This window comes from Pseudomonas laurentiana (assembly GCF_014648275.1).
GTDB classification, from domain to species: domain Bacteria; phylum Pseudomonadota; class Gammaproteobacteria; order Pseudomonadales; family Pseudomonadaceae; genus Aquipseudomonas; species Aquipseudomonas laurentiana.
The window spans coordinates 1-537 of the sequence record NZ_BMQU01000187.1 but is presented as its reverse complement, the minus strand read 5'-3'; the positions used below and the strand labels follow the sequence as shown (position 1 = coordinate 537).

The window sequence follows — 537 nt, the reverse complement described above, 5'->3', positions numbered from 1 at the left end:
ATCATATCTAAACATAAAAAGTTTAAGATCATTAAAAATACTAAAATTAGTATTAATGATACATACATTACATCTTTTTGGTTTGATTTATCATTAATGTTTATATTTCAATTTGATAATAAAGCTATAGGACCTAAAAATCCTGTTAATACTATTAATCCCAATGAGATTCCATCTAAACCTCAATTTATATTTAGTATAGTCTCTATTGATTGGAAACCTAAAACATTACTATTGTATGTATATCATCAGTATATACAAATATAAAAAGTAATGATACTAATAGATAGTGATAATTGTCTAATTAACACTTTGTTAGTGTTAATTAATAACCGAATATTATGTATTCCTAACATCAAAATTAAACCCATAATGTTAGTTAAAAATAATAATTTTATAAACATTTTCTTTCTTTTTTTTTTTTACTATAATTGCTAATAAGTTAGACAAAATAATATTAATTATAGATATTAATATAAAAAAAAATATATATATATTTAACAAATATATTGAGAACAGGTGGATTTGAACCACCAT

At 19.9% G+C, this 537-nt stretch carries 1 protein-coding gene; it reads left to right on the top strand.

Going from position 1 to position 537, the window contains the following annotated elements; translation table 11 throughout:
* Positions 1-267 (top strand): hypothetical protein (locus IE038_RS25765; protein ID WP_229775750.1); only part of this gene is annotated, 267 nt, incomplete at its 5' end.
* Positions 268-537 lie beyond the last annotated feature (270 nt).